General features: G+C 50.4%; 38 protein-coding genes. All 38 read right to left on the bottom strand.

Annotated elements, in window-relative coordinates; all coding sequences use genetic code 11:
* Window positions 1-5: 5 nt before the first annotated feature.
* The gene (locus Q3H59_RS02100) at window positions 6-995 is read right to left on the bottom strand and encodes a DNA-directed RNA polymerase subunit alpha (RefSeq protein WP_007891688.1); all 990 of its coding nucleotides are present in this window, start codon (window positions 993-995) and stop codon (window positions 6-8) included.
* A 25-nt stretch (window positions 996-1,020) separates the two neighbouring features.
* On the bottom strand, window positions 1,021-1,641 hold the full coding sequence (gene rpsD, locus Q3H59_RS02095; protein WP_007891687.1) for a 30S ribosomal protein S4: 621 nt from the start codon (window positions 1,639-1,641) through the stop codon (window positions 1,021-1,023).
* A gap of 32 nt (window positions 1,642-1,673) precedes the next feature.
* Window positions 1,674-2,063, bottom strand: coding sequence for a 30S ribosomal protein S11 (gene rpsK / locus Q3H59_RS02090; RefSeq protein ID WP_004160563.1), 390 nt, complete (start codon window positions 2,061-2,063; stop codon window positions 1,674-1,676).
* Between the two features lie 16 nt (window positions 2,064-2,079).
* Window positions 2,080-2,436 (bottom strand): 30S ribosomal protein S13, encoded by a 357-nt coding sequence (rpsM, locus tag Q3H59_RS02085; protein ID WP_034830736.1) that lies wholly within the window; start codon window positions 2,434-2,436, stop codon window positions 2,080-2,082.
* Between the two features lie 146 nt (window positions 2,437-2,582).
* Window positions 2,583-2,699, bottom strand: a complete 117-nt coding sequence (gene rpmJ / locus Q3H59_RS02080; RefSeq protein WP_004160566.1) for a 50S ribosomal protein L36 — start codon at window positions 2,697-2,699, stop codon at window positions 2,583-2,585.
* Window positions 2,700-2,731: 32 nt separating this feature from the next.
* The gene (gene secY, locus Q3H59_RS02075; RefSeq protein WP_007891686.1) at window positions 2,732-4,063 is read right to left on the bottom strand and encodes a preprotein translocase subunit SecY; all 1,332 of its coding nucleotides are present in this window, start codon (window positions 4,061-4,063) and stop codon (window positions 2,732-2,734) included.
* Between the two features lie 7 nt (window positions 4,064-4,070).
* The gene (gene rplO, locus Q3H59_RS02070; RefSeq protein ID WP_007891684.1) at window positions 4,071-4,505 is read right to left on the bottom strand and encodes a 50S ribosomal protein L15; all 435 of its coding nucleotides are present in this window, start codon (window positions 4,503-4,505) and stop codon (window positions 4,071-4,073) included.
* A 3-nt stretch (window positions 4,506-4,508) separates the two neighbouring features.
* Window positions 4,509-4,688, bottom strand: a complete 180-nt coding sequence (gene rpmD / locus Q3H59_RS02065) for a 50S ribosomal protein L30 (protein WP_007891681.1) — start codon at window positions 4,686-4,688, stop codon at window positions 4,509-4,511.
* Between the two features lie 5 nt (window positions 4,689-4,693).
* Complete coding sequence (gene rpsE / locus Q3H59_RS02060; RefSeq protein ID WP_007891679.1) at window positions 4,694-5,194, bottom strand: 30S ribosomal protein S5; 501 nt, start codon at window positions 5,192-5,194, stop codon at window positions 4,694-4,696.
* Window positions 5,195-5,208: 14 nt separating this feature from the next.
* Window positions 5,209-5,562 carry a 50S ribosomal protein L18 gene (gene rplR / locus Q3H59_RS02055; RefSeq protein WP_008104733.1) on the bottom strand — a complete coding sequence of 118 codons (354 nt, stop codon included), beginning with the start codon at window positions 5,560-5,562 and terminating at the stop codon, window positions 5,209-5,211.
* A gap of 9 nt (window positions 5,563-5,571) precedes the next feature.
* Complete coding sequence (gene rplF, locus Q3H59_RS02050) at window positions 5,572-6,105, bottom strand: 50S ribosomal protein L6 (RefSeq protein ID WP_008104735.1); 534 nt, start codon at window positions 6,103-6,105, stop codon at window positions 5,572-5,574.
* Between the two features lie 13 nt (window positions 6,106-6,118).
* Window positions 6,119-6,511, bottom strand: coding sequence for a 30S ribosomal protein S8 (rpsH, locus tag Q3H59_RS02045; protein ID WP_007891668.1), 393 nt, complete (start codon window positions 6,509-6,511; stop codon window positions 6,119-6,121).
* Between the two features lie 32 nt (window positions 6,512-6,543).
* Complete coding sequence (gene rpsN, locus Q3H59_RS02040) at window positions 6,544-6,849, bottom strand: 30S ribosomal protein S14 (protein ID WP_007891666.1); 306 nt, start codon at window positions 6,847-6,849, stop codon at window positions 6,544-6,546.
* Between the two features lie 14 nt (window positions 6,850-6,863).
* Window positions 6,864-7,403 (bottom strand): 50S ribosomal protein L5, encoded by a 540-nt coding sequence (gene rplE / locus Q3H59_RS02035; RefSeq protein ID WP_007891665.1) that lies wholly within the window; start codon window positions 7,401-7,403, stop codon window positions 6,864-6,866.
* 14 nt (window positions 7,404-7,417) lie between these two features.
* Window positions 7,418-7,732: a 50S ribosomal protein L24 gene (rplX, locus tag Q3H59_RS02030; protein ID WP_007891664.1), complete on the bottom strand. Its 315-nt coding sequence runs from the start codon at window positions 7,730-7,732 to the stop codon at window positions 7,418-7,420.
* 10 nt (window positions 7,733-7,742) lie between these two features.
* Complete coding sequence (gene rplN / locus Q3H59_RS02025; RefSeq protein ID WP_006120590.1) at window positions 7,743-8,114, bottom strand: 50S ribosomal protein L14; 372 nt, start codon at window positions 8,112-8,114, stop codon at window positions 7,743-7,745.
* Between the two features lie 169 nt (window positions 8,115-8,283).
* Window positions 8,284-8,538 (bottom strand): 30S ribosomal protein S17, encoded by a 255-nt coding sequence (gene rpsQ, locus Q3H59_RS02020; RefSeq protein WP_007891663.1) that lies wholly within the window; start codon window positions 8,536-8,538, stop codon window positions 8,284-8,286.
* A complete protein-coding gene (gene rpmC / locus Q3H59_RS02015) occupies window positions 8,538-8,726 on the bottom strand; it encodes a 50S ribosomal protein L29 (protein WP_007891662.1) in 189 nt (62 codons plus the stop codon). Before rpmC ends, rpsQ begins: the two co-directional genes overlap by 1 nt.
* Window positions 8,726-9,136 (bottom strand): 50S ribosomal protein L16, encoded by a 411-nt coding sequence (gene rplP / locus Q3H59_RS02010; protein WP_015962145.1) that lies wholly within the window; start codon window positions 9,134-9,136, stop codon window positions 8,726-8,728. Before rplP ends, rpmC begins: the two co-directional genes overlap by 1 nt.
* A 12-nt stretch (window positions 9,137-9,148) precedes the next feature.
* Window positions 9,149-9,847, bottom strand: coding sequence for a 30S ribosomal protein S3 (rpsC, locus tag Q3H59_RS02005; RefSeq protein WP_007891660.1), 699 nt, complete (start codon window positions 9,845-9,847; stop codon window positions 9,149-9,151).
* 17 nt (window positions 9,848-9,864) lie between these two features.
* On the bottom strand, window positions 9,865-10,197 hold the full coding sequence (rplV, locus tag Q3H59_RS02000) for a 50S ribosomal protein L22 (RefSeq protein WP_007891659.1): 333 nt from the start codon (window positions 10,195-10,197) through the stop codon (window positions 9,865-9,867).
* Window positions 10,198-10,210: 13 nt separating this feature from the next.
* The gene (rpsS, locus tag Q3H59_RS01995) at window positions 10,211-10,489 is read right to left on the bottom strand and encodes a 30S ribosomal protein S19 (protein WP_001138115.1); all 279 of its coding nucleotides are present in this window, start codon (window positions 10,487-10,489) and stop codon (window positions 10,211-10,213) included.
* 16 nt (window positions 10,490-10,505) lie between these two features.
* Window positions 10,506-11,327, bottom strand: a complete 822-nt coding sequence (gene rplB, locus Q3H59_RS01990) for a 50S ribosomal protein L2 (RefSeq protein WP_007891654.1) — start codon at window positions 11,325-11,327, stop codon at window positions 10,506-10,508.
* Window positions 11,328-11,344: 17 nt separating this feature from the next.
* Window positions 11,345-11,647 carry a 50S ribosomal protein L23 gene (gene rplW, locus Q3H59_RS01985; protein WP_007891652.1) on the bottom strand — a complete coding sequence of 101 codons (303 nt, stop codon included), beginning with the start codon at window positions 11,645-11,647 and terminating at the stop codon, window positions 11,345-11,347.
* On the bottom strand, window positions 11,644-12,249 hold the full coding sequence (gene rplD / locus Q3H59_RS01980; protein ID WP_007891650.1) for a 50S ribosomal protein L4: 606 nt from the start codon (window positions 12,247-12,249) through the stop codon (window positions 11,644-11,646). The genes rplW and rplD overlap by 4 nt, the downstream gene beginning before the upstream one ends.
* Window positions 12,250-12,259: 10 nt before the next feature.
* On the bottom strand, window positions 12,260-12,886 hold the full coding sequence (gene rplC / locus Q3H59_RS01975) for a 50S ribosomal protein L3 (protein ID WP_008104741.1): 627 nt from the start codon (window positions 12,884-12,886) through the stop codon (window positions 12,260-12,262).
* Window positions 12,887-12,918: 32 nt separating this feature from the next.
* Window positions 12,919-13,230, bottom strand: coding sequence for a 30S ribosomal protein S10 (rpsJ, locus tag Q3H59_RS01970; RefSeq protein ID WP_006120582.1), 312 nt, complete (start codon window positions 13,228-13,230; stop codon window positions 12,919-12,921).
* A gap of 313 nt (window positions 13,231-13,543) precedes the next feature.
* The gene (bfr, locus tag Q3H59_RS01965) at window positions 13,544-14,026 is read right to left on the bottom strand and encodes a bacterioferritin (protein ID WP_101762566.1); all 483 of its coding nucleotides are present in this window, start codon (window positions 14,024-14,026) and stop codon (window positions 13,544-13,546) included.
* Window positions 14,027-14,131: 105 nt separating this feature from the next.
* The gene (gene bfd, locus Q3H59_RS01960) at window positions 14,132-14,326 is read right to left on the bottom strand and encodes a bacterioferritin-associated ferredoxin (protein ID WP_008104746.1); all 195 of its coding nucleotides are present in this window, start codon (window positions 14,324-14,326) and stop codon (window positions 14,132-14,134) included.
* A 178-nt stretch (window positions 14,327-14,504) separates the two neighbouring features.
* On the bottom strand, window positions 14,505-15,689 hold the full coding sequence (gene tuf, locus Q3H59_RS01955; RefSeq protein WP_110867595.1) for an elongation factor Tu: 1,185 nt from the start codon (window positions 15,687-15,689) through the stop codon (window positions 14,505-14,507).
* 69 nt (window positions 15,690-15,758) lie between these two features.
* Window positions 15,759-17,873 carry an elongation factor G gene (gene fusA, locus Q3H59_RS01950; RefSeq protein ID WP_101762633.1) on the bottom strand — a complete coding sequence of 705 codons (2,115 nt, stop codon included), beginning with the start codon at window positions 17,871-17,873 and terminating at the stop codon, window positions 15,759-15,761.
* A gap of 93 nt (window positions 17,874-17,966) precedes the next feature.
* Entirely contained in the window at window positions 17,967-18,437 is a 471-nt protein-coding gene (gene rpsG, locus Q3H59_RS01945) for a 30S ribosomal protein S7 (protein WP_007886246.1), read from the bottom strand.
* Between the two features lie 96 nt (window positions 18,438-18,533).
* Window positions 18,534-18,908, bottom strand: coding sequence for a 30S ribosomal protein S12 (gene rpsL / locus Q3H59_RS01940; RefSeq protein ID WP_006120575.1), 375 nt, complete (start codon window positions 18,906-18,908; stop codon window positions 18,534-18,536).
* A gap of 126 nt (window positions 18,909-19,034) precedes the next feature.
* Window positions 19,035-19,322 (bottom strand): sulfurtransferase complex subunit TusB, encoded by a 288-nt coding sequence (gene tusB / locus Q3H59_RS01935; RefSeq protein ID WP_192414886.1) that lies wholly within the window; start codon window positions 19,320-19,322, stop codon window positions 19,035-19,037.
* A gap of 9 nt (window positions 19,323-19,331) precedes the next feature.
* Complete coding sequence (gene tusC / locus Q3H59_RS01930; protein ID WP_137386635.1) at window positions 19,332-19,691, bottom strand: sulfurtransferase complex subunit TusC; 360 nt, start codon at window positions 19,689-19,691, stop codon at window positions 19,332-19,334.
* Window positions 19,691-20,077, bottom strand: a complete 387-nt coding sequence (gene tusD, locus Q3H59_RS01925) for a sulfurtransferase complex subunit TusD (RefSeq protein WP_110867598.1) — start codon at window positions 20,075-20,077, stop codon at window positions 19,691-19,693. The genes tusC and tusD overlap by 1 nt, the downstream gene beginning before the upstream one ends.
* Entirely contained in the window at window positions 20,077-20,799 is a 723-nt protein-coding gene (locus Q3H59_RS01920; protein ID WP_007886240.1) for a transcriptional regulator, read from the bottom strand. The genes tusD and Q3H59_RS01920 overlap by 1 nt, the downstream gene beginning before the upstream one ends.
* A 174-nt stretch (window positions 20,800-20,973) precedes the next feature.
* The gene (gene fkpA / locus Q3H59_RS01915; RefSeq protein WP_101762637.1) at window positions 20,974-21,804 is read right to left on the bottom strand and encodes an FKBP-type peptidyl-prolyl cis-trans isomerase; all 831 of its coding nucleotides are present in this window, start codon (window positions 21,802-21,804) and stop codon (window positions 20,974-20,976) included.
* Between the last annotated feature and the right edge of the window lie 259 nt (window positions 21,805-22,063).

The raw sequence follows: 22,063 nt of genomic DNA, 5'->3' as shown, positions 1-22,063 counted from the left end.
TCGGGTTATTCATCAGCAATGCTTGCTGGTGGCCAGTTTTCCAGGCGCATGCCCAGAGACAAACCACGTGAAGCAAGCACATCTTTAATCTCGGTAAGAGATTTTTTACCCAGGTTAGGCGTTTTAAGCAGCTCAACCTCGGTACGCTGTACCAGATCACCGATGTAGTGGATAGCTTCTGCCTTGAGGCAGTTAGCAGAGCGGACAGTCAATTCCAGATCGTCAACAGGGCGCAGCAGGATCGGATCGAATTCTGGTTTCTCTTCTTTTACTTCCGGCTGACGTACATCACGTAAGTCAACGAAAGCTTCCAGTTGTTCTGCCAGGATGGTTGCCGCACGACGAATCGCCTCTTCAGGATCGATTGTGCCGTTGGTTTCCATTTCGATGACCAGCTTGTCCAGGTCGGTACGCTGTTCTACACGCGCTGCTTCAACATTGTAGGCAATACGGTCTACAGGGCTGTAGCAAGCGTCAACCAACAGACGGCCGATTGGGCGCTCATCTTCTTCCGAATGAATTCGGGCAGAAGCCGGCACATAACCACGACCACGCTGAACTTTGATACGCATGCTAATAGATGCGTTTTCATCGGTCAGGTGGCAGATCACATGCTGCGGCTTGACGATTTCAACATCACCGTCGTGGGTGATGTCGGCTGCAGTCACAGGGCCAATGCCAGATTTATTCAAAGTAAGGATGACTTCATCTTTACCTTGAACTCTTACCGCCAACCCTTTCAGGTTAAGCAGGATTTCCAGGATATCTTCCTGTACGCCCTCTTTGGTGGAGTACTCATGAAGCACACCATCAATCTCAACCTCGGTCACCGCGCAACCCGGCATGGAAGAAAGCAGAATACGGCGCAGTGCGTTGCCAAGAGTATGGCCAAAGCCACGCTCTAACGGCTCAAGGGTCACCTTGGCGTGCGTCGAACTCACTTGCTCGATATCTACCAGGCGCGGTTTTAGAAACTCTGTCACAGAACCCTGCATTGTGTCCTCTCTTTGGTACTAAGCTTTACTTAGAGTAAAGCTCGACGATCAGGTGTTCGTTAATGTCCGCAGACAGATCAGTACGTTCAGGAATACGCTTGAACACACCTTCCATCTTAGTAGCATCAACTTCCAGCCAGGTTGGCTTTTCACGCTGCTCAGCCAGCTCCAGAGCGGCCTTCACGCGAGATTGCTGTTTGGCTTTCTCACGGATGCTTACGACATCATTCGGAGATACCTGATAAGAAGCGATGTTAACAACGCGACCGTTCACCAGGATAGATTTATGGCTAACCAGCTGACGTGCTTCTGCACGAGTGGCGCCAAAGCCCATACGGTAAACAACGTTATCCAGACGGCCTTCCAGCAGGGCCAGCAGGTTTTCACCTGTGTTGCCTTTCAGACGTGCTGCTTCTTTATAGTAGTTGCGGAACTGACGCTCCAGCACGCCGTACATACGACGAACTTTCTGCTTTTCACGCAACTGGCCGCCGTAGTCAGACAGACGCGGTTTACGCGCACCATGCTGACCAGGTGGTTGTTCAATTTTGCACTTGGTATCGATCGCGCGAACGCCAGACTTAAGGAATAAGTCGGTACCCTCACGACGGCTCAGCTTGAGCTTAGGACCCAAATATCTTGCCATTTTCTTTCTCCAACTAACCTAAAAACGGGCGATTAAACGCGACGTTTTTTCGGCGGACGACAACCGTTGTGAGGGATTGGAGTCACATCAGTAATATTAGTGATGCGGAAACCAGCAGCGTTCAGAGCACGAATTGTTGATTCGCGTCCTGGACCCGGACCCTTAACCATAACTTCCAGATTCTTAATACCGTAATCTTTCACTGCTTCTGCACAGCGCTCTGCAGCTACCTGAGCAGCAAACGGAGTAGATTTACGTGAACCGCGGAAACCGGAACCACCGGCGGTTGCCCAACCCAGTGCGTTACCCTGACGATCAGTAATTGTAACGATGGTGTTGTTAAAAGATGCATGGACATGAGCCACGCCATCTGAGACTTGTTTTCTTACACGCTTGCGTGCACGAACTGGTGCCTTTGCCATTATTTACTCACCCCGATTATTTCTTGATCGGTTTACGCGGACCCTTACGGGTACGTGCATTGGTCTTAGTACGCTGACCGCGAACTGGCAGACCACGACGATGGCGTAAACCACGATAGCAACCAAGGTCCATCAGACGCTTGATGCTCAGGGTGATTTCACGGCGCAGATCACCTTCAACAACGAATTTACCAACTGCTTCACGCAGCTGTTCAATTTGTTCTTCAGACAGCTCTCTGATCTTAACATTTTCAGCAATACCCGTTGAAGCGCAGATGGCTTTAGAACGAGTTTTACCGATACCGAAAATCGAAGTTAATGCGATAACGGTATGTTTTTGATCAGGAATGTTAATGCCTGCTATACGGGCCACTATGCACTCCTATAATTAAACAAATGCGTCCCATGCTGAAAAGCCCGTTTTCAGGATACTCAAATGGTAACGCATCGACATACAAAAGATTGGCTGGCTAATCTAGCCAGCTCAACCCGACTTTGCAAGAAAAATATGTGACAATATCAGCCTTGGCGCTGTTTATGCTTTGGCTCGGCGCTGCAGATCACACGTACGACACCGTCGCGGCGAATGATTTTGCAGTTACGACATAATTTCTTGACGGAAGCACGAACTTTCATTTTTACTCTCCGTAACTTCTCAAGCACCCGAATTAACGGCCGTAGCCCTTCAGGTTAGCTTTCTTCAATGCAGACTCGTACTGACTCGACATCATCAGAGTTTGCACTTGAGCCATAAAGTCCATGATGACGACCACTACGATGAGCAGCGATGTGCCGCCAAAGTAGAATGGAACTTTCATAGCATCACGCATGAACTCCGGGATCAGGCAGATAAAAGTAATATACAGTGCGCCGATTAAGGTCAGACGTGTCATTACTTTATCGATGTACTTCGCCGTTTGCTCTCCCGGACGAATTCCCGGTACGAATGCACCAGACTTCTTCAGGTTATCTGCTGTTTCACGTGGGTTGAAGACCAACGCCGTGTAGAAGAAACAGAAGAAGATGATTGCAGTCGCATAGAGTAGCACATAAAGCGGCTGTCCTGGTTGCAAATACAGCGAAATTGTTGTCAGCCAGTTCCAACCGGTACCGCCCCCGAACCATGATGCTATGGTCGCCGGGAACAGAATAATGCTGGAAGCAAAAATAGCTGGGATTACGCCCGCCATATTCACTTTCAACGGTAAATGTGTGCTCTGTGCAGCATATACACGACGGCCTTGCTGACGTTTAGCGTAGTTGACCACAATGCGGCGCTGGCCACGCTCGACGAAAATAACAAAGAACGTCACTGCAAATACTAGAACTGCAACCAACAGCAACAGAAGGAAGTGCAGGTCACCTTGCCGCGCTTGCTCGATGGTATGGCCAATGGCCGGCGGGAGTCCCGCAACAATACCTGCGAAGATAATGATCGAGATACCGTTACCGATACCTCGTTCAGTAATCTGTTCGCCCAGCCACATCAGGAACATTGTCCCAGTAACCAGACTTACAACAGCGGTAAAGTAGAATGCAAAGCCTGGATTCATTACCAGCCCCTGCATTCCAGGCATATTCGGTAAACCGGTAGCAATACCGATCGACTGGAATACAGCCAGAACCAGTGTACCGTAGCGAGTGTACTGGCTAATCTTACGACGACCAGCTTCACCCTCTTTCTTAATCTCAGCTAACGCTGGATGAACCACCGTCAGCAGCTGGATAATAATGGAGGCCGAAATATACGGCATAATACCCAGAGCGAAGATTGAGGCACGACTGAGAGCACCACCAGAGAACATGTTGAACATTTCAATGATGGTGCCACGCTGTTGCTCAAGCAGTTTGGCAAGTACAGTGGCATCGATACCGGGGATTGGAATAAAAGAGCCAATTCGGAAGACAATGAGTGCACCGATTACAAACAACAGTCTGCGCTTCAGTTCACCAAAGCCACCTTTGGCACTTTGAAAATCTAATCCCGGTTGCTTTGCCATCTGCTACTTATTCCTCGATTTTACCGCCAGCAGCTTCGATTGCAGCACGAGCACCTTTGGTGACACGCAGACCGCGAACCGTTACCGGTGCAGAAACTTCACCAGAAAGAATCACTTTCGCGAATTCAATCTGAACACCGATAATATTGGCCGCTTTCAGCGTATTCAGGTCAACAATACCGCCTTCAACTTTCGCCAGATCAGACAGACGAACTTCTGTCGTGATCATTGCTTTGCGAGAGGTGAAACCGAATTTCGGCAGACGACGGTACAGAGGCATCTGACCACCCTCGAAACCGCGACGTACGCCACCGCCAGAACGAGAGTTCTGACCTTTGTGACCACGACCACCGGTTTTACCGAGGCCAGAACCGATACCACGACCCAGACGCTTAGAAGCGTGTTTAGACCCTTCGGCCGGAGACAGAGTGTTTAAACGCATCTCTTACTCCTCCACTTTCAGCATGTAGGAAATCGCGTTAATCATACCGCGTACAGCAGGCGTATCTTCACGCTCAACGGTGTGATTGATGCGACGCAGACCCAAGCCAACCAGAGTCGCTTTGTGCTTAGGCAGGCGGCCGATTGAACTGCGGGTTTGTGTAATTTTAATTGTCTTAGCCATCGTGATTACCCCAGAATTTCTTCAACGGATTTACCACGCTTGGCAGCGACCATTTCCGGAGAATTCATATTGCCCAGGCCATCAATAGTTGCACGAACCACGTTAATCGGGTTGGTAGAACCATACGCTTTAGCCAGAACGTTATGTACTCCAGCAACTTCTAAAACGGCGCGCATTGCACCGCCGGCGATGATACCGGTACCTTCAGAAGCTGGCTGCATGAACACACGAGAACCTGTGTGAGCACCTTTAACAGGGTGCTGCAGGGTGCCGTGAGTCAGCGCGACGTTAATCATATTGCGACGGGCTTTCTCCATCGCTTTCTGGATCGCTGCTGGAACTTCACGCGCTTTACCGTAACCAAAACCAACGCGGCCGTTACCATCACCCACTACAGTCAGTGCGGTGAAGGAGAAAATACGACCACCTTTTACAGTTTTAGATACACGGTTTACCGCGATCAGTTTTTCCTGCAGTTCGCCAGCTTGTTTCTCGATGTTTGACATCTTAGACCTCTACCTTAGAACTGAAGGCCAGCTTCACGGGCAGCATCTGCCAGTGCCTGGACACGACCATGATATTGGAACCCGGAACGGTCGAAAGAGACATTAGTAATGCCTTTCTCAACAGCGCGCTCAGCCAGAGCTTTACCTACAGCTGCAGCGGCGTCTTTGTTACCGGTATACTTCAGTTGTTCGGCAATAGCTTTTTCTACAGTAGAAGCAGCAACCAGAACTTCGGAACCGTTCGGGGCGATCACCTGTGCGTAGATATGACGCGGGGTACGATGTACCACCAGGCGAGTAGCACCCAGCTCTTTGAGCTTGCGACGTGCACGGGTCGCACGACGGATACGAGCAGATTTCTTATCCATAGTGTTACCTTACTTCTTCTTAGCCTCTTTGGTACGCACGACTTCGTCGGCGTAACGAACACCCTTGCCTTTATAAGGCTCAGGACGACGGTAGGCGCGCAGATCAGCTGCAACCTGACCAATCAGCTGTTTATCAGCGCCTTTCAGCACGATCTCAGTCTGAGTTGGACATTCAGCAGTGATGCCGGCCGGCAGTGCATGGTCAACAGGGTGAGAGAAGCCAAGGGCCAAGCTCACAGAGTTGCCTTTAACAGCTGCACGATAACCAACACCAACCAGTTGCAGCTTCTTGGTGAAGCCTTCGGTAACACCGATAACCATGCCGTTCAGCAGCGCACGAGCAGTACCTGCTTGTGCCCAACCATCCGCATAACCTTCGCGTGGAGCGAAAGTCAGGGCGTTGTCTGCATGCTTAACTTCTACAGCACTGTTGATAGTACGAGTCAGCTCGCCGTTTTTGCCTTTGATCGAAACTTCCTGACCGCTGAGTTTTACCTCTACGCCCGCAGGAACAACGACAGGTGCTTTTGCAACACGAGACATTTTATTCCTCCGATTACGCTACGTAGCAGATAATTTCGCCACCAAGACCAGCTTGGCGCGCTGCACGATCAGTCATGACACCTTTAGAGGTAGAGATTACAGCGATGCCCAGACCAGCCATTACTTTTGGCAGCTCATCTTTTTTCTTATAGATGCGCAGACCTGGACGACTAACACGCTGAATGCTCTCTACCACAGCCTTGCCCTGGAAATACTTTAAAGTAACTTCCAGTTCAGACTTGATATCGCCTTCGATTTTAAAATCTTCAATATAGCCTTCTTCCTTCAGCACGTTGGCAATTGCCACTTTCAGCTTGGAGGAAGGCATAGAGACCGCAACTTTGTTCGCGGCCTGACCGTTACGGATACGGGTCAGCATATCCGCGATCGGATCTTGCATGCTCATCTGTGTTACTCCCGTGATTCAAATGGTGACAATTACCAGCTAGCCTTTTTAAGACCCGGGATTTCACCGCGCATTGCGGCTTCACGGACCTTGATACGGCTCAACCCAAACTTCCGCAAGAAACCGTGCGGACGACCTGTCTGACGGCAGCGGTTACGCTGACGGGAAGGGCTGGAATCACGCGGCAGACTCTGCAGCTTGAGAACGGCATCCCAACGATCTTCGTCGGATGCGTTCACATCAGAAATGATCGCTTTCAGTTCAACGCGCTTAGCGAAGAACTTGTCTGCTAATTTCACACGCTTAACTTCGCGTGCTTTCATCGATTGCTTAGCCATTAAGTAACCCTACCTTACTTGCGGAATGGGAATTCAAAGGCAGCCAGCAGAGCACGGCCTTCATCATCAGATTTCGCAGTAGTGGTAATGGTAATATCCAAACCACGAACGCGATCGACTTTGTCATAATCGATTTCTGGGAAGATGATCTGCTCACGAACGCCCATGCTGTAGTTACCACGACCGTCGAACGACTTAGCAGATAAACCGCGGAAGTCACGAATACGTGGTACAGCAATAGTGATCAGACGCTCAAAGAACTCCCACATACGCTCACCGCGCAGAGTTACTTTACAGCCGATCGGATAGCCCTGACGGATTTTGAAGCCTGCAACTGATTTGCGTGCTTTGGTGATCAGCGGTTTTTGACCGGAGATTGCTGCCAGGTCAGCTGCTGCGTTATCCAGCAGTTTCTTGTCAGCGATCGCTTCACCAACACCCATGTTCAGGGTGATCTTCTCGACCCGAGGGACTTGCATGACAGAATTGTAGCCGAACTCTGTCATGAGTTTCTGGACTACTTCGTCTTTGTAGTAATCATGCAGTTTCGCCATCGTACTACTCCAAATTACTTGATAGTTTCGCTATTAGACTTGAAGAAACGGACTTTTTTGCCGTCTTCGAATCTAAAGCCTACACGGTCAGCCTTGCCGGTTGCCGCATTGAAGAGTGCAACGTTGGAAGCTTGAATAGCCGCTTCTTTTTCAACGATGCCACCTGGCTGGTTCAGGGCCGGAACCGGCTTCTGATGTTTCTTAACCAGGTTGATACCTTCAACGATGACTTTACCAGAAGTCAGGACGTTCTTTACTTTACCGCGTTTACCTTTGTCTTTGCCGGTAAGCACGATAACTTCGTCGTTACGACGGATTTTCGCTGCCATTGCTCGCTCCTTAGAGTACTTCTGGTGCCAGAGAGATAATTTTCATGAACTTTTCAGTACGAAGTTCACGAGTTACCGGCCCAAAAATACGCGTACCGATAGGTTGCTCGCTGTTATTGTTTAAAATAACGCATGCATTACCATCGAAGCGAATGACAGAACCGTCCGGGCGACGAACACCCTTCCTGGTGCGCACCACTACCGCTTTCAGGACATCACCTTTTTTCACCTTGCCACGAGGAATTGCTTCCTTGATGGTCACTTTGATGATATCGCCGACGCCTGCGTAGCGACGGTGCGAGCCACCCAGAACCTTGATACACATTACGCGACGTGCACCGGAGTTGTCGGCGACGTTCAGCATAGTCTGTTCTTGGATCATTTTAGTGCTCCGCTAATGTCAACTACTACTTCGGGACCCAAACCTCAGGTCGTTAAAAAGCCCCATAATTGAGGGCGCGGCATTATAACACCGGTTCTCGCACATGGGTAGAAAAAACGAACGGCTCAGACGAGCCGTTCGTTTTATTTTTTAGAGGAAACGGATTCTATTACAGAACCGCTTTCTCTACAACGCGAACCAGCGTCCAAGACTTAGTCTTGGACAGCGGACGGGTTTCGCGGATTTCAACCACGTCACCAATACCGCATTCGTTGTTCTCGTCATGGATGTGCAGCTTAGTCGTACGCTTGATGAATTTACCGTAGATCGGGTGTTTCACGACACGTTCGATAGCAACAACTGCAGATTTCTGCATTTTGTCACTAATAACACGACCCTGCAGAGTACGGATTTTATCGGTCATTACGCCGCCTTCTCAGTCAGTAAAGTCTTAACACGTGCAACATTACGGCGAACTTCTTTCAGCAGATGGGTTTGCTGAAGTTGGCCGGATGCTGCTTGCATGCGCAGGTTAAACTGCTCACGCAGCAGGTTAAGTAGCTCAGTATTCAGCTCTTCAACGCTTTTTTCACGCAGCTCATTTGCTTTCATTACATCACCGTCTTAGTAACAAAGGTGGTTTTGATAGGCAGTTTTGCTGCTGCCAGCTTGAAGGCTTCACGGGCCAATTCTTCCGAAACTCCGTCCATTTCATACAGGACTTTACCCGGTTGAATGAGGGCAACCCAATACTCCACGTTACCCTTACCTTTACCCATACGCACTTCCAGCGGCTTCTCGGTAATTGGTTTGTCCGGGAATACACGGATCCAAATTTTACCTTGACGCTTAACTGCACGGGTCATAGCACGACGTGCTGCTTCGATCTGACGTGCAGTCAGACGACCACGGCCAACAGCTTTCAGACCGAAAGTACCGAAGCTGACATCCGTACCTTGCGCCAGACCACGGTTGCGGCCTTTGTGCACTTTACGGAATTTCGTACGCTTTGGTTGTAACATCAGCGACTCTCCTTACTTACGGCCTTTACGCTGCTGCTTTTTAGGTTGAGCAGCCGGTTCCGGTTGTTCAACAGCAGCCATACCACCCAGGATCTCGCCTTTGAAGATCCATACCTTAACGCCGATTACACCATAAGTGGTGTGCGCTTCAGAGGTGTTGTAGTCAATGTCTGCACGCAGTGTGTGCAACGGTACGCGACCTTCACGGTACCATTCGGTACGTGCGATCTCGGCACCGCCCAAACGGCCGCTGACTTCGACTTTAATACCCTTCGCGCCCAGACGCATTGCGTTCTGTACAGCACGCTTCATAGCACGACGGAACATCACACGACGCTCCAGCTGTGAAGTGATGCTATCAGCAACCAATTTAGCGTCCAGTTCCGGCTTACGGACTTCGGCGATGTTGATCTGTGCAGGAACGCCAGCGATTTTCGCGACGACCGTACGCAGTTTTTCTACGTCTTCACCTTTTTTACCGATAACGATACCCGGGCGAGCAGTGTGAATAGTCACACGGATGCTCTTAGCCGGACGCTCGATAACGATACGAGATACAGACGCTTTAGACAGTTCCTTGGTCAGGAACTGACGGACTTTAAAATCGCTGTCCAGGTTGTCAGCGAATTCTTTGGTGTTCGCAAACCAGGTAGAGTTCCATGGTTTTACAATACCCAGGCGAATACCATTAGGATGTACTTTCTGACCCATTGCTAGTCTCCAGAGTCTCAGCGATCGGACACAACCACAGTAATGTGGCTGGTGCGCTTCAGGATGCGATCTGCACGACCTTTCGCACGCGGCATAATGCGCTTCATGCTTGGGCCTTCGTCTACGAAGATTTTCGCTACTTTCAGATCGTCGATATCAGCGCCATCGTTGTGTTCGGCGTTCGCAATGGCAGATTCCAGGACTTTCTTAACCAACACAGCAGCTTTCTTGTTGGTGTAGGTCAGAATATCCAGAGCCTGCGACACTTTCTTACCGCGAATCAGGTCTGCCACCAGGCGAACCTTCTGAGCAGAAGAACGAGCATGGCGATGTTGAGCAATAGTTTCCATCTCTTCCTCCTACTTATTTCTTCTTGGCTTTCTTATCTGCAGCATGGCCGCGATAAGTACGTGTCGGTGCAAATTCACCCAGTTTGTGGCCGACCATTTCGTCGGAAACAAAGACAGGAACGTGCTGACGACCATTATGGACAGCGATGGTCAAACCGATCATGTTAGGGAAGATCGTTGAACGACGGGACCAAGTGCGCAGGGGCTTCTTGTCACCGCTTTCCACCGCTTTCTCTACCTTCTTCAGCAAGTGCAGGTCAATAAAAGGACCTTTCTTGAGAGAACGTGGCATGGCTTATCCTCTAAAATTATTTGCTACGGCGACGTACGATAAATTTATCAGTACGCTTGTTGCTACGGGTCTTCTTACCTTTGGTCTGAACGCCCCACGGAGTTACCGGGTGCTTACCAAAGTTACGACCTTCACCACCACCGTGCGGGTGATCGACTGGGTTCATCGCAGTACCGCGAACGGTAGGACGAACACCACGCCAACGGGTTGCACCAGCTTTACCCAGTACGCGCAGCATGTGCTCAGAGTTGCCGACTTCGCCAAGAGTTGCACGACATTCGGATTCAACTTTGCGCATTTCGCCTGAACGCAGACGCAGGGTAACGTAGGAACCTTCACGCGCAACGATCTGCACGTAAGTACCAGCTGAGCGAGCAATCTGACCGCCTTTGCCTGGTTTCATTTCTACGTTATGAACGGTAGAACCCACCGGGATGTTACGCATCGGCAGGGTGTTACCTGCTTTAATCGCAGCATCAACGCCAGATTGAATCTGATCGCCGGCTTTCAGGCCTTTAGGGGCCAGGATGTAACGGCGCTCGCCATCTTTGTACAGAACCAGTGCGATGTTCGCAGAACGGTTCGGATCGTACTCAAGACGCTCAACAACTGCTGGGATACCATCTTTGTTGCGTTTGAAGTCAACAATACGGTAAGCCTGCTTGTGACCACCACCGATATGACGGGTAGTGATACGACCATTGTTGTTACGACCACCGGATTTGCTGTTTTTTTCTACCAGCGGAGCAAATGGTTTGCCCTTGTGCAGCTCTGGGTTCACCACTTTAACTACGTGGCGACGACCCGGAGATGTCGGTTTACATTTAACAACTGCCATTGTCTTTCTCCTCCGACTTACTCAGCGCCGCCGACGAAGTCCAGATTCTGGCCTTCCTTCAGGGTGACGTAAGCTTTTTTCCAGTCGCTACGACGACCGATACGCTGTCCGTGACGCTTAACTTTCCCTTTAACTACCAGGGTGTTTACGTCTTTAACTTCCACTTCGAACAGCTTCTCAACAGCAGCAACGATCTCTGCTTTGGTCGCGTCTTTAGCAACTTTGAGAACGATGGTATTGGTTTTTTCCATCGCAGTAGATGCTTTTTCTGATACGTGCGGTGCACGCACTACTTTCAGCAGACGTTCTTCACGGATCATGCCAGCATCTCCTCAACTTGCTTAACTGCTTCCGCAGTCATAACGACTTTGTCGAAGGCGATCAGGCTAACTGGGTCGATGCCCGCTGCATCACGCACGTCAACCTTGTACAGGTTACGCGCAGCCAGGAACAGATTCTCATCCAGTTCACCGGTGATGATCAGCACATCTTGCAGCGCCATGTCTTTCAGTTTCTGTACCAGCAGCTTAGTTTTAGGCGCTTCTACAGAGAACGTCTCGACAACGATCAGACGGTCCTGACGTACCAGCTCGGACAGAATGCTTTTCAGCGCGCCGCGGTACATCTTTTTGTTAACTTTTTGACTGTGGTCCTGTGGACGTGCAGCGAAGGTTACGCCACCTGAACGCCAGATCGGGCTCTTTACAGAACCTGAACGCGCACGGCCGGTACCTTTCTGGCGCCAAGGCTTTTTGCCTGAACCAGTAACTTCAGCACGAGTCTTCTGCGCACGAGTACCCTGACGAGCACCAGCAGCATAAGCAACAACAACCTGGTGAACCAGCGCTTCGTTGAAATCACGACCGAAGGTAGTTTCGGAAACAGTCAGCGCGCTCTGCGCGTCTTTCAGTACTAATTCCATTGCTATCCCCCTACGCCTTCACAGCTGGTTTAACAATCAGATCGCACCCAGTTGCACCCGGGACGCCACCTTTGACCAGCAGCAGGTTGCGCTCAGCGTCAACACGTACTACTTCCAGGCTCTGAACGGTTACGCGCTCATTACCCAGCTGACCAGCCATTTTCTTGCCTTTGAACACTTTGCCCGGAGTCTGGTTCTGACCGATAGAACCCGGAACGCGGTGTGACAAGGAGTTACCGTGCGTAGCGTCCTGGGTACGGAAGTTCCAGCGCTTAACGGTACCTGCGAAACCTTTACCTTTAGAGGTACCGGTAACGTCTACTTTTTTAACGTCAGCGAAAATTTCAACACTGATGCTCTGGCCAACAGAGAAATCTTCACCTTCGGTGCGGAATTCCCACAGACCACGGCCAGCGTCAACGCCAGCTTTAGCAAAATGACCTGCTTCAGGCTTGCTCACACGGCTTGCTTTTTTAGCACCGGTGGTAACCTGAATAGCTTGGTAACCATCGTTGTCCAGGCCTTTGACCTGAGTAACGCGGTTTGCTTCAACTTCGATAACGGTTACTGGGATTGAAACGCCATCTTCAGTGAAGATGCGGGTCATACCCACTTTTTTACCGACTAAACCAATCATTGTATCAACCTCTCAATCGCTCGATGACCTGATTAACCCAGGCTGATCTGCACGTCAACACCGGCAGCCAGGTCCAGACGCATCAGAGCATCAACGGTTTTTTCAGTTGGCTCAACGATGTCTACCAGACGCTTGTGAGTGCGGATTTCGTACTGATCACGCGCGTCTTTGTTAACGTGCGGAGAGATCAGAACGGTAAAACGCTCTTTGCGGGTTGGCAGCGGGATCGGACCACGTACCTGCGCACCAGTGCGCTTGGCAGTCTCAACGATTTCCGCGGTTGATTGATCGATCAGGCGATGATCAAACGCTTTAAGACGGATACGGATTCTTTGGTTCGACATGAGACCAAGGCTCCAAACATTTTATAAACGAAAAGAATTACTACCCGCATCCATTACGATTGATGGAGGAGTGTAATCGTTCAGCATATAACTCCCCAATTGGGAGTATTGTTAGGCGATACATAAACAGCTATCCCCTGCGATTCTGCTCGAATCGCGCCACACCAATATCGGCAGGCCCGCGCATTATACGTAAATCAGTTCAGGAAGCAACCCGTGTTGTGTTTTTAACCACATCAATCTGGTTACAGACCGAAAAAAACCCGCAGCAATCGTTTTGACTGAGCGGGCTTGCGTGACGATGGGCATATGGCTAATGTTCGTTCTGATCTTTTAATTGAGACTGAAGATAATTTTGCAGGCCGAGTTTGTTCACCAGATCGAGTTCCGTTTCCAGCCAGTCTATGTGCCCTTCCTCTTCCGTAAGAATCTCAATCATCATGTCTCTGCTGACGTAGTCATGAACCTTGTCGGCATAAGCTATCGCCTCACGCAAATCCTTTGCGCCTTCCAGTTCTAATGCCAGGTCAGATTGCAGCATTTCCGGCACGTCTTCACCGATGCGTAATCGACCTAGATCTTGCAGGTTAGGAATTCCTTCAAGAAAAAGAATGCGTTCGATATATTTGTCCGCATGTTTCATTTCATCGATTGACTCATGATACTCAACGTCATTGAGCCGGGTCAGACCCCAATTTTTGAACATACGCGCATGAAGGAAGTACTGATTAATCGCAACCAGTTCATTCCCCAGCAATTTGTTGAGATGAAATATGATTTTACTGTCGCCCTTCATTTTTGCTTCCTCCGCTTCCAACTAAATAGAGCGTAGATGCGGATGAAAGGAAGTCAAAAAAACGCGACAGTTATTGTGGGTATTAGGAAGTGCAGAATTACTTTATTAAGCTATCTCTTTATAGAGCGGCACGTTTTGCAGTTCATCTTCCATAATTTCACGCGCAAACCGCACGCACTTGCCACATTGCTTTCCAATGGGAACCAACTGGCGCAATTGTTGAATCGATTTGGGTTGATAGCGGCGAACCACTTCGCGCAGAGTTTTATCACTCACGGCGTTACACAAGCAGACGTACATTTACTGCGGACTCCCGTACAATTTATGATCAAATTGTAAATGAGAATGGTTTTTATTTCAAACGCAGCTTTTATGTGGGATTAATCGAAACGGCAAAATTCAGACATAAAAAAAGAGCACCGAAGTGCTCTTTTTCATGCTGCGATGACTGCCGAAACAGCCATCAACATTAACGCAATTAAGCGATAATTTCAGCAACAACACCCGCACCAACAGTACGGCCGCCTTCACGGATTGCAAAACGCAGACCCTGATCCATAGCGATTGGCTTGATCAAAGTAACGGTCATTTTTACGTTGTCGCCTGGCATTACCATCTCAACGCCTTCTGGCAGTTGAACGTCACCGGTCACGTCAGTAGTACGGAAGTAGAACTGAGGACGGTAGCCTTTGAAGAACGGAGTATGACGGCCGCCTTCATCCTTAGACAGAACGTAAACTTCTGAAGTGAACTGGGTATGTGGCTTGATTGAACCCGGCTTAGCCAGAACCTGGCCACGCTCGATGTCTTCACGCTTGATACCACGCAGCAGAACACCACAGTTCTCGCCTGCCTGACCCTGGTCCAGCAGTTTGCGGAACATTTCAACGCCAGTACAGGTTGATTTCACAGTGTCTTTAAGGCCAACAACTTCAACTTCGTCGCCCACTTTAACGATACCGCGCTCAACACGACCGGTAACAACGGTACCACGGCCAGAGATTGAGAATACGTCTTCGATTGGCAGCAGGAACGGCTTGTCGATTGCACGAACTGGCTCTGGGATGTAAGTATCCAGGTGCTCAGCCAGCTCAATGATCTTAGCTTCCCACTCAGCGTCGCCTTCCAGCGCTTTCAGAGCAGAACCACGTACGATTGGAGTGTCGTCGCCTGGGAAGTCATAAGCTGACAGCAGGTCACGTACTTCCATCTCTACCAGTTCCAGCAGCTCTTCATCGTCAACCATGTCGCACTTGTTCAGGAACACGATGATGTAAGGAACGCCAACCTGACGACCCAGCAGGATGTGCTCACGGGTCTGTGGCATTGGGCCATCAGTCGCAGCAACAACCAGGATCGCGCCGTCCATCTGCGCAGCACCGGTGATCATGTTTTTCACATAGTCGGCGTGGCCTGGGCAGTCAACGTGCGCATAGTGGCGAGACGGGGTTTCGTATTCAACGTGAGAAGTGTTGATGGTGATACCACGTGCTTTCTCTTCTGGCGCTTTATCGATCTCATCGAATTTGCTTGCCTTACCGCCGTAGGTTTTAGCCAGTACGGTAGTAATTGCTGCAGTCAGGGTGGTTTTACCGTGGTCGACGTGACCGATGGTGCCCACGTTTACGTGCAGTTTGTTACGCTGAAATTGCTCTTTCGCCATGGCGATAATTCCTTACGTTGTGCCTTCATGAGTCATGAAGGCATCAGTTCACAATTTTTAAACCGTAGCTTATTTGCTACGAGCTTCAATAACGGCCTGAGCGACGTTGTTCGGCGCATCATCGTACTTCAGGAACTCCATGGAGTAAGAAGCACGGCCTTTGGTCAGAGAACGCAGCTGGGTTGCATATCCGAACATTTCAGACAGCGGAACTTCAGCATGGATCTGAACGCCAGTAGCGTTAGATTCCTGTCCTTTGAGCATACCACGACGACGGCTAAGGTCACCGATAACGTCACCGGTGTTCTCTTCCGGAGTCTCTACTTCAACCTTCATGATTGGCTCAAGCAGAACAGGTTGTGCTTTCTTAAAGCCATCTTTAAAGGCTAAAGAAGCAGCCAGTTTAAACGCCAGCTCAGAGGAGTCGACATCATGGTATGAACCGAAGTGCAGACGAACACCCAGATCAACTACCGGATAACCAGCCAGTGGACCTGATTTCAGCTGCTCCTGGAGACCTTTATCAACCGCAGGGATGTATTCAGTTGGAATCACACCGCCCTTGATATCGTTGACAAATTCGTAACCTTTCGGATTAACGCCCGGCTCCAGTGGGTACATGTCGATAACAACATGACCATACTGACCACGACCACCAGACTGCTTGGCGTGTTTACCTTCGATATCGGTAACTTTCGCGCGAATCGCTTCACGGTAAGCAACCTGAGGTTTACCGACGTTCGCTTCAACGTTGAATTCACGCTTCATGCGGTCAACGATGATGTCGAGGTGCAGCTCACCCATACCTGCGATGATGGTCTGGTTGGTTTCTTCATCAGTCCATACGCGGAATGATGGATCTTCTTTCGCCAGACGACCCAGAGCCAGACCCATTTTTTCCTGGTCAGCTTTGGTTTTCGGCTCAACGGCGATAGAGATTACCGGCTCAGGGAATTCCATACGCTCAAGAATGATGACGTTGTCTGGGTCACACAGGGTGTCACCAGTGGTTACGTCTTTCAGACCGATCGCAGCGGCGATATCGCCCGCACGAACTTCCTTGATCTCTTCGCGTTTGTTCGCGTGCATCTGAACGATACGGCCCAGACGCTCACGGTTTGACTTAACCGGGTTGAACACGGTGTCACCGGTGTTAACAACACCAGAGTAAACGCGGAAGAAGGTCAGGTTACCAACAAACGGGTCGGTAGCGATTTTGAACGCCAGTGCAGCAAACGGCTCTTTGTCATCGGAATGACGCTCAGCCGGCGTGTCTTTACCGTCGTCCAGCATACCGTTAATCGCGGTAACGTCAGTCGGTGCTGGCAGGTATTCAACTACCGCATCCAGCATCGCCTGAACACCTTTGTTCTTAAATGCAGAACCACAGGTCACCAGGATGATTTCGTTTTTCAAAACGCGCTTACGCAGAGAAGTTTTAATCTCTTCTTCGGTCAGCTCTTCACCGCCGAAGAATTTCTCCATCAGCTCATCAGAACCTTCAGCAGCGGCTTCAACCAGCTTCGCACGCCACTCTTCAGCCAGTTCCTGCATATCAGCTGGAATATCTTCGTAAACGAAGGTAACGCCCTGATCGGCATCGTTCCAGTTGATCGCTTTCATTTTCACCAGGTCAACAACACCGGTGAAACCTTCTTCTGCGCCGATAGCCAGCTGAAGTGGAACTGGGTTTGCACCCAAACGCACTTTCATCTGGTCAACAACTTTCAGGAAGTTAGCACCCATGCGGTCCATTTTGTTAACGAACGCGATGCGTGGAACTTTATATTTGTTAGCCTGACGCCATACGGTTTCAGACTGTGGCTGAACACCACCAACTGCACAGTAAACCATTACTGCGCCATCAAGCACACGCATAGAACGCTCAACTTCGATGGTGAAGTCAACGTGTCCCGGGGTGTCGATGATGTTTACGTGGTGTGGTTCAAACTGCTTAGCCATACCAGACCAGAAACAGGTAGTCGCAGCAGACGTGATGGTAATACCACGTTCCTGCTCCTGCTCCATCCAGTCCATGGTTGCTGCGCCGTCATGAACTTCACCGATTTTGTGGTTTACACCGGTGTAGAACAGAACACGTTCGGTAGTTGTAGTCTTACCGGCGTCGATGTGCGCACTGATACCAATGTTACGGTAGCGCTCAATGGGTGTTTTACGAGCCATTTGATTCCTCTGATTCTTAGACGTTCTAAGTTAAAAAAGCCCAGCAGGTGAGTCACTGGGACGCCCGCTGGGTTTATAACAACTACGTTGCTGTTACCAGCGGTAGTGTGCGAACGCCTTGTTGGCTTCAGCCATGCGGTGAACGTCTTCACGTTTCTTAACTGCAGTACCTTTGTTCTCTGCAGCATCAGAAAGTTCGTTCGCCAGGCGGAGAGCCATAGATTTATCACCGCGTTTACGAGCAGCTTCTACGATCCAACGCATTGCCAGGGCATTACGACGAACCGGACGGACTTCAACTGGAACCTGGTAGGTAGAACCACCAACGCGACGTGACTTAACTTCGACAGTCGGACGTACGTTTTCGAGAGCAACCTCGAACGCTTCCAGGCCATCTTTACCAGCGCGTTGAGCCAGGGTATCAAGCGCGGTATAGACGATAGATTCAGCAGTAGATTTTTTACCATCTACCATCAGGATATTTACAAATTTAGCCAGCAGCTCTGATCCGAACTTAGGATCCGGCAGAATTTTACGCTGACCAATGACGCGACGACGTGGCATGGAAATACTCCGTTGTTAATTCAGGATTGTCCAAAACTCTACGAGTTTAGTTTGACATTTAAGTTAAAACGTTTGGCCTTACTTAACGGAGAACCATTAAGCCTTTGGCTTCTTCACGCCGTACTTGGAGCGTGACTGCTTACGGTCTTTAACACCTGAGCAGTCCAGCGCGCCACGAACGGTGTGGTAACGCACACCTGGCAAGTCTTTAACACGACCGCCACGGATCAGGATCACTGAGTGTTCCTGCAGGTTATGACCTTCACCACCGATGTAGGAGGTAACTTCAAAACCGTTGGTCAAACGCACACGGCAAACTTTACGCAGTGCTGAGTTTGGTTTTTTAGGGGTAGTGGTGTACACACGAGTACATACACCACGTTTCTGCGGGCAAGCTTCCAGCGCAGGCACGTTGCTCTTTGCAACTTTGCGTACGCGTGGTTTGCGAACCAGCTGGTTAACTGTTGCCATTAAATAGCTCCTGGGATTTAGCTTTTTGCTTCGTAAACACGTAATAAATCGCCTCGTATTACTACGAGGAGGCAGAATTTTAGGGCTGTGTCAAAAGGGTGTCAAGAAATAACCAGGTTTTCGCTCTTACCAGGCCACTTGTTGTGGATGCTTCGCTGTCATCGCAACGAAACCAGTATAGTCCAAACGTGCTACTTTGGTCGAAATTTGCTCAGCCAGGCCACGCGCCGCAACATCTTCTTCTAATACCCACAGCGTAGCCGGCGATGCGCTGAGCTTGATTAACATTTGGCTGCCAGCCAAAGCGGCGCTGACGCCATCCTGCAATAAAAGCAGATCGTCGCCTTCCTGCAATAAAAGCAGCAGGCTATCGAGGTCGCATTGCCAGGGAGATTGCAGCAGCGTGTAGAGCATGATCAGTTCTCAGAATCGAATAACACGATGATAGGAAGCCAGCTTCTCGCGTAGCGATGCGGCATCCATCACTTCAGCGTTTAACACACGTTCGGCCGTCAAACTTTGCCCGCGCGCCAGCAGCGAATCGGCGCAGACAAAACACTGGTCAATATCGTACAACTCCAGCACGCCAAAGGTCGCGATGTAGTTACGCGCCAGAATTTGCTCAGGTTGTTGGTCGCGATTGAGCTGCAGCACGCCATCCCCGATAAAGAACAGACCGATATCTTCGCTTAGCGCGCCCGTCGCCAGCACAGCATCCAGCCCTTCCCTGCCCGCGCTGCTGCCGTGCGGTGCCTGAGTAAATAGAAAAGCCACGCGGTTCATCAGAATTGCACCAGACGATCGCAGCTAAGCGCGGCTTCTGCCAATGCGCCCAAACCGCTGAGTTCAAAACCCGGCTGCAAGTTACTGCCCGCCAGTTGCAAGCGCGCGGCTTCCTGCGCGTCGGTTACGCCACGACGTAATGCTGCGGCCACGCAGATATTCAGCGCGGCGCCACTTTCAGCGCGCAACTGCTGCCATTCACGCACCATATCCACCTCATCGCTGGCCGGCGCGCTCAGTTGGTTGGCGTTCAATACGCCTTCACGATAGAAGAACACGCTCTCCAGCTGGTGCCCGGCCTTAATAAGTGCGCGCGCAAACAGCAGCGCGCTGCTGGCGTGTTGCGTGCCGTATGCCGGTCCGGTGACCAGCAAGGTGTAGCGCATTAACGATCCTGCCCCTGAAAATCACCGCTTTTAAACTGGCGAATGTAGAGGTAAACCGTGTGCTTGGAGATATTGAGGCGATCGGCCACCTGGTTAATCGCATCTTTAATGTCGAAGATACCCTTCTCATACATATTGAGCACGATCTGGCGATTCTTAGCATTATTAGAGACGTTACGGTCAGCGCTCACTTCTTCAATCGCGAACTCAAGCGTCTGCATCACCAGATCTTCCACCGAGCTGGCAAAGTTGACGTTGGAATCCACCTGCTGCATCTCCGGCGGCATAAAGGTCGACATAATCTGCGAGAACGGAACGTCGAGGTTCATGTTGATGCACAGCAAGCCAATAACGCGCTGCTGGCGATTACGAATCGCGATCGTGACCGATTTCATCAGCACACCGCTTTTCGCGCGCGTAAAGTAGGCTCTCGAGACATTGCTGTCGGCGCCGTGCATATCGTGCAGCATACGCAGCGCCAAATCGGTAATCGGCGAACCCACTTTACGCCCGGTATGTTCACCGTTGGCGATACGCACCGCAGAACACTTCAAATCTTCCAGCGAGTGCAGCACGATTTCGCAGTGCGAGCCAATCAGCATCGCCAGGCCATCGACAACGGCTTCGTAGGATTTGAGGATATCGTAATCTGCTTGCTCGAACGGACGTTGCTCCAGTAAATCGAAGTCAGTCAGTTCACCGGGATTGAATGGATTAGACATCGAAGACATTACCCTAAATGGCTGGAGCCTGTCTCGACAGCATTGGGGCAGACTCATATTGTGATAATTGTGCAGGCGCTAGTCTGGCAAATGTGCTGGTCTTTAGCCAGACCTTTACTCTCTTCTCCGCAATAAAAACGCCGCCCGAGGGCGGCGTGATGCAGAAAGTTAAGATTACTGGGCTTTCTGATCGGCAGCGACTGGAGCCTGTGCTTTTTCGTCCGCTTTCGGCGCGGGTTTGATGTCGAGCAGTTCAACATCGAACACTAGCGTGGAGTTGGCCGGAATACCCGGAACGCCATTTTTGCCGTAAGCCAGGTTCGGTGGGATCACCAGCTTGATTTTACCGCCTTTCTTCACGTGCTTCAGACCTTCGGTCCAGCCCGGAATCACACCGTCCAGACGGAACGACAGCGGCTCACCGCGGGTATAAGAGTTATCGAACTCAGTACCGTCGATCAGCGTCCCTTTGTAGTTCACAACCACAGTGTCGCTGTCTTTCGGCGCGCTACCGGTACCTTCTTTCTCTACCTGATACAGCAGGCCAGATTCGGTTTTCTTCACGCCTTTTTCTTTAGCGAATTTGTCAGCGTAAGCGGAACCCTTATCGGAGTTCTCTTTCGCGTCTTTTTCCATCTTCGCCTGAGCAGCACCTTTTACGCGGCCTTCAAAGGCCTGCAGGGTTTGCTCGATCTCTTGATCAGAGAGTTTGCTCTTGCCGCCAAAGGCGTCCTGAACACCCGCGATCAACTGATCTTTATCCAGTTTGATGCCCAGCTTCTCTTGTTCCTTCAGAGAGTTGTCCATGTAGCGACCCAGGGACGCGCCAAGTGCATAAGCTGATTGCTGGTCTTCGTTTTTGAAGGCAGCATTTTTCGGTGCTTGCGGCGCAGCCTGAGCGGCGTCAGCTGGAGCAGCGGCGGTTTCTGCTGCCATTGCCAGCGGTGCATTCAGCGCGAAGGCCATGGTGGTAGCTAACAATGTGACTTTAAACAGTGAATTCATCCTTTCTCCAAAACCGAAGCCTCTAACCTCGGGAATCATTGCGGACTGAGGCCCACACTATAACTTTACGTGGCAGCGGCGAACACTCCCACAATGTAATTACCCGTTCAACCTCCGACCTTTTTTGCTTCAGGAAGTTTCATCAGAGATATAGGCGTTATGCGTCGTTTCAATGCAGCATGGCGCGGAAAGGTAAAATATCAGGTGATTCTGAAGCGAAAGGCCGTAGAATCAGGCCCGAAACAGACTAACGTGCAGC

Source organism: Pantoea sp. SORGH_AS_0659, assembly GCF_031453915.1.
Classification (GTDB): Bacteria; Pseudomonadota; Gammaproteobacteria; order Enterobacterales; family Enterobacteriaceae; genus Pantoea; species Pantoea leporis.
This window is presented reverse-complemented; position numbering and strand designations above follow the sequence as displayed.